This window comes from Plesiomonas sp., from assembly GCF_051650925.1.
Taxonomy (GTDB): Bacteria; Pseudomonadota; Gammaproteobacteria; order Enterobacterales; family CAMTGL01; genus Plesiomonas.
The window spans coordinates 1-4,843 of sequence record NZ_JBOFRH010000031.1 but is presented as its reverse complement, the minus strand read 5'-3'; the positions used below and the strand labels follow the sequence as shown (position 1 = coordinate 4,843).

The following is a 4,843-nucleotide window of genomic DNA, read 5'->3' as shown; positions in this document are numbered from 1 at the left end:
GCCGAGCAACTAAGCAAAAAATCATGTTAGATCATGATTATGTTGATGAAAGTTTGTTTGTGAAAGGCAAGGAGATGATCTATCGCCAAGTAGAAAACAGCTTTACCCAGCCCAATGCGGTGGTCAACATGCATATGCTAGATTGGGCGGTAGATGCCACACAACATGCAACGGGCGATCTGTTAGAACTCTATTGCGGTAACGGTAATTTTTCATTGGCACTGGCACGCAATTTTAACCGTGTACTGGCTACTGAGATTGCCAAACCATCGGTTGAGTCGGCGCAGTATAATATTGCGGTGAATAAGCTGGAAAATGTGCAGATAATCCGGATGTCGGCAGAAGATTTTACACAGGCCATGAACGGTGTACGTGAGTTTAATCGCCTGAAAGGTATCGATCTAAAAAGTTATCAGTGCAATACCATTTTTGTCGATCCGCCACGCAGTGGTCTAGATGCGGATACCGTCAAATTGGTGCAGGGCTATGAGCGTATTCTTTATATTTCATGTAACCCTGAAACACTGCGCGACAATTTGCTGGTGTTAAGTGAAACTCATGAGATTAAGAAGTTAGCGCTGTTTGACCAGTTCCCGTATACCCACCATATGGAAAGCGGTGTACTGCTCGAACGTAAGCGCTGATAAACGCAATACTGCCCGCCAGTACCGGCGGGCAGTGAGTATTTAGGTTCTTTTTTTGCTCAGTAAACCCAGTTTACTTAAGATCCAAAACAGCAAGGCCATACAAAGCATCAGTGGGATAAAGTTAGACCCAATTTCTGGATGCTCAACGCGGACGAAAACTGAGTAAGCCAGCACACCAAAAATGAAGCTCAGGCCAGTCAGTAGCGGAGAGTCATTTTGCAGTGGCGCACTGACATAGCGCTGATACAAGCAGTACACCGATAGCACCAGTGCAATTACCGGAAACAGGCTAAAAGTGACGTGGCTGTTGAATAGGGTTGCGACGGTCGCATTACCACAAAAGCCAACCAGTAGTGCAAACAGTAGTGGTTTCAACTCTTTTCTCTGTGTGGTTTGATTCATTATTCTTTCCTAATTTGGCCTATCAATGGGCTCTGTCTTATTTTCTGAACGGTGCTTTTATATGCTGATTGCGTTTATTACGCTCATCGCATTCATTATATTGATGACTATGATTACGCCTGTCAGTGCATAAACCGAGGCTCAGTGCTGTCTGCCGGTAATCCGCATAATCTTTGTAGCATAAATGTTATGCCAGACGGTCATGACAAGATGGAATTATTGCGCTATTGCACGTTTTTCCTGCTCTTTACGATACCAGTATGCACCTTTTGCGATCATCCGCAATTGCAGTACTAAACGCTCTTCTAGCAGATTACGGCTGTGTTGATCCATATCCAGCGCATCAGCGCCTGCGGTAAACACTAAAGTGACCATCGCTTCGGCTTGTGCGGCGGCAAAAGGCAGCGGCATTTTATTGTTCTGCACAATGTACTCTGACAGCTCTGCAATAAAATGCTGAATTTCACGTGCGACAGCAGCACGAAATGCGGCTGAAGTGCCGGATCGCTCACGCAGCAGTAAGCGAAAGACATTGGGGTTATCGCAGATAAACTCCATGAATGTTTCCACTGAGGTACGCACAACACTGCCTCCGGTGGCAATACGCTGGCGAGCCTGCCGCATCAGTTGGCGCAGCATCAGGCCACTTTCATCAACCATGGTGAGCCCGAGCTCATCCATATCTCGAAAATGGCGATAAAACGAGGTAGGTGCAATGCCCGCTTCCCGTGCGACTTCCCGCAAACTTAGGCTGGAAAAACTGCGCTCAACACTGAGCTGGCTGAAAGCGGCATCAATTAATGCACGGCGTGTACGCTCTTTTTGTTCGGCTCGAACACCCATATACTGGTCTATCTACTCTGCATTGACGGTGTATTAAATACGGATTTGACGGGTCAATAATGCCGATTGAGTACTGCGATAATCGGCGATGACTGAGAGTCAGTAAGCATCACATATCAGTTGTGTTGTTCAGTCTAACGCGAACCGTTTAAAACGCGAATACCGTTTACACATTCGATCCTCTCTTCCAGCATAATCTTCTGCTTTAAAGGCTTTTTTATCTTTAATTATCTCTGGCATATCTCTACAACAATAAAGCCTGTGAATATGGCCCGATAAGGTGCTGCATGCATCACGCTTTTATATCACTAATGATAATCAGATTGGGGCTAGTAACGTGAAATGTTACATTTGTGTTGAATAATAATAACGTTCTGGACCTGACATGCATACCCCTACTGTTGATAATGAATTCGATTTTGATGTGATAGTGATTGGCTCAGGCCCCGGTGGTGAAGGGGCAGCAATGGGGCTGGTTAAACAGGGTTTTCGCGTTGCGATGATTGAGCGACACCCCAGTGTCGGCGGGGGCTGTACACATTGGGGTACTATTCCGTCAAAGGCATTGCGCCATGCCGTAAGCCGGATTATTGAGTTCAACCACAACCCGCTGTATTGCGATAATTCAGTCACCCTGCGTAGTACGTTTCCCAAAATACTGGCACATGCCCAGCATGTTATTGGGCAGCAAACCCGTATGCGTAAAGGGTTTTATGATCGCAATCAGTGCCAGCTTTTTTTCGGTACTGCCCATTTTATTGATGCGCATACGCTGACTATCACTGATGCAGAACAGACACAAACGGTGCTGCGCGCCCGTTATGTGGTGATTGCTACCGGATCACGCCCGTATCACCCGCAGGGAGTGGATTTTTCACACCCGCGTGTATATGACAGTGATTCGATTTTGTCGCTCCAGCATGATCCGCGCCACGTGATCATTTATGGCGCTGGGGTGATTGGCTGTGAGTATGCCTCTATTTTTCGTGGGCTGGGGGTGAAAGTTGATCTGATTAATACGCGGGATCGTCTGCTGTCATTTTTAGATCAGGAGATCTCTGATTCGCTGTCATACCATTTTTGGAACAGTGGGGTGGTGATCCGCCACCATGAGGAGTGCGCGCAGATAGAAGGCACTGAGCACGGGGTGATCTTGCATCTCAAGTCAGGCAAAAAAATGAAGGCCGATTGCTTGCTGTACGCTAACGGGCGCACCGGTAATACTGATTTACTGCAACTGGACAATATCGGCCTGTCGGCTGATACACGGGGACAATTGCAGGTGAATGACCATTATCAAACCTGCGCAGAGAATATTTATGCGGTCGGGGATGTGATTGGTTATCCGAGTCTGGCATCGGCAGCCTATGATCAGGGGCGGATTGTGGCACAGGCAATTGCTCAGCAGAGCGTGCGCAGTAAGCTGATTGAGCATATCCCGACCGGTATTTACACGATCCCAGAGATAAGTTCAGTGGGGAAAACCGAGCAAGAGCTGACTGCGCTCAATGTGCCGTATGAGGTGGGTCGAGCTCAGTTTAAGCATCTGGCCAGAGCGCAAATTGCAGGGATGAATGTCGGCAGTCTGAAGATTTTGTTTCATCGCGAAACTAAGGCCATTTTGGGTATTCACTGCTTTGGTGAACGGGCGGCAGAGATTATTCATATCGGGCAAGCGATTATGGAGCAGACCGGCAGTGCCAATACGCTGGAGTATTTTGTTAATACGACGTTTAATTACCCGACAATGGCTGAGGCGTATCGGGTAGCCGCGTTGAACGGCTTAAATCGGTTGTTTTAAGCCGTTGTTGTGGTGGACGCTGTCGCGATGAAAATCAGCGTTGGGCCAGTAGCGGCAGCATCTGCTGACGAATGGCCTCGGCCAACTGCTCATAGCGCGCTTTGAGCGGAGAGCCTGGGCGATAGACTAACCCGATAGTGCGTAGCGGCTGCGGATCATGGCAAGGCAAGTAACACACACCATCGCGCGTGCGCTGCTGTGGCACGGCCAGTTGTGGCAGCAGCGTCATCCCCGCGCCAGCAGCGACCATATTGCGCAGTGTTTCTAAACTGGTCGCGCGAAAATGGGTATCTTCATCGGCTCCAGCGGCAAAGCAAAAGCCCATTGCCTGATCGCGCAGGCAGTGCCCATCTTCTAGCATCAATACGTGCTCACCGGCCAGCTCCGGCAGGCGGATTTCTGTCCGGCTAGCCCACGGATGATCACTGCACACGGCCAACAGCATCGGTTCATCAAACAGCGGGATCTCGATAAACGGCTCGGTCTCTTTCACCAGTGCCAGCAGAGCACAATCAATCTGACCGGCATCGAGTTGCGCCAGTAACTGATGAGTCTGCGCTTCGTGCAGATACATCTCTAACTGCGGAAAGCGCTGCCGCAATAGCGGGATAATGTGCGGCAACAGATACGGGCCCGTGGTGGGGATCACGCCAATATGCAGCGGGCCTGACATCTCATCGCCCTGTACGCTGGCCATCTCTTTGAGAATTTTGACCTGCCGCAACACCTCACGCGCCTGATCAACCAAGCGCATGCCTGATTCAGTGAACAGCACTTTACGACTGGTGCGTTCAAGCAACATCACGCCCAATTCATCTTCTAGCTTGCGGATCTGCCCGCTTAACGTCGGTTGACTGACATAACAGGCTTCCGCCGCTTTGCGAAAATGTTTGTGTTCCGCCAGTGCCACCAGATATTCAAGGTCACGGATATTCATAACACACCATTTGATAGTGAGAACCTATCGATAGAATAGCGATAAGCGATTAGAACTATCAATCGTCAGATCACATAATTGGTTACAAGAGATGACGGACAGCCCGTCAGGAAATACGATTACGATGAATTATTAATTCACTGCATTCATAAAATTAGGGATAACCAATATGTTGAAGAGTCATGAAGGTCAAGCAGTTCCACAGGTTACATT

Annotated in this window: 5 protein-coding genes; 2 read left to right on the top strand and 3 right to left on the bottom strand. The window is 48.7% G+C overall.

Annotated features, from left to right (window positions below; all coding sequences use genetic code 11):
• The coding region (trmA, locus tag ACRC27_RS00755; protein ID WP_438638860.1) for a tRNA (uridine(54)-C5)-methyltransferase TrmA at nucleotides 1-644 on the top strand (644 nt) is incomplete at its 5' end.
• Between the two features lie 42 nt (nucleotides 645-686).
• On the opposite strand, the gene ACRC27_RS00750 is transcribed toward trmA, so the two are convergent.
• The gene (locus tag ACRC27_RS00750; RefSeq protein ID WP_438622710.1) at nucleotides 687-1,049 is read right to left on the bottom strand and encodes a YijD family membrane protein; all 363 of its coding nucleotides are present in this window, start codon (nucleotides 1,047-1,049) and stop codon (nucleotides 687-689) included.
• Between the two features lie 216 nt (nucleotides 1,050-1,265).
• Nucleotides 1,266-1,892 (bottom strand): HTH-type transcriptional repressor FabR, encoded by a 627-nt coding sequence (gene fabR / locus ACRC27_RS00745; protein WP_438630797.1) that lies wholly within the window; start codon nucleotides 1,890-1,892, stop codon nucleotides 1,266-1,268.
• A 385-nt stretch (nucleotides 1,893-2,277) separates the two neighbouring features.
• Between fabR and sthA the strand changes: the two genes are divergently transcribed.
• Entirely contained in the window at nucleotides 2,278-3,693 is a 1,416-nt protein-coding gene (gene sthA / locus ACRC27_RS00740; protein WP_438622708.1) for a Si-specific NAD(P)(+) transhydrogenase, read from the top strand.
• A gap of 34 nt (nucleotides 3,694-3,727) precedes the next feature.
• On the opposite strand, the gene oxyR is transcribed toward sthA, so the two are convergent.
• A complete protein-coding gene (gene oxyR, locus ACRC27_RS00735) occupies nucleotides 3,728-4,630 on the bottom strand; it encodes a DNA-binding transcriptional regulator OxyR (protein WP_438630795.1) in 903 nt (300 codons plus the stop codon).
• Between the last annotated feature and the right edge of the window lie 213 nt (nucleotides 4,631-4,843).

Coding starts and splice junctions, on each gene's coding strand:
- ACRC27_RS00750 (WP_438622710.1), bottom strand. CDS start 1,049: ATGAATCAAACCACACAGAGAAAAGAGTTGAAACCACTACTGTTTGCA.
- fabR (WP_438630797.1), bottom strand. CDS start 1,892: ATGGGTGTTCGAGCCGAACAAAAAGAGCGTACACGCCGTGCATTAATT.
- sthA (WP_438622708.1), top strand. CDS start 2,278: ATGCATACCCCTACTGTTGATAATGAATTCGATTTTGATGTGATAGTG.
- oxyR (WP_438630795.1), bottom strand. CDS start 4,630: ATGAATATCCGTGACCTTGAATATCTGGTGGCACTGGCGGAACACAAA.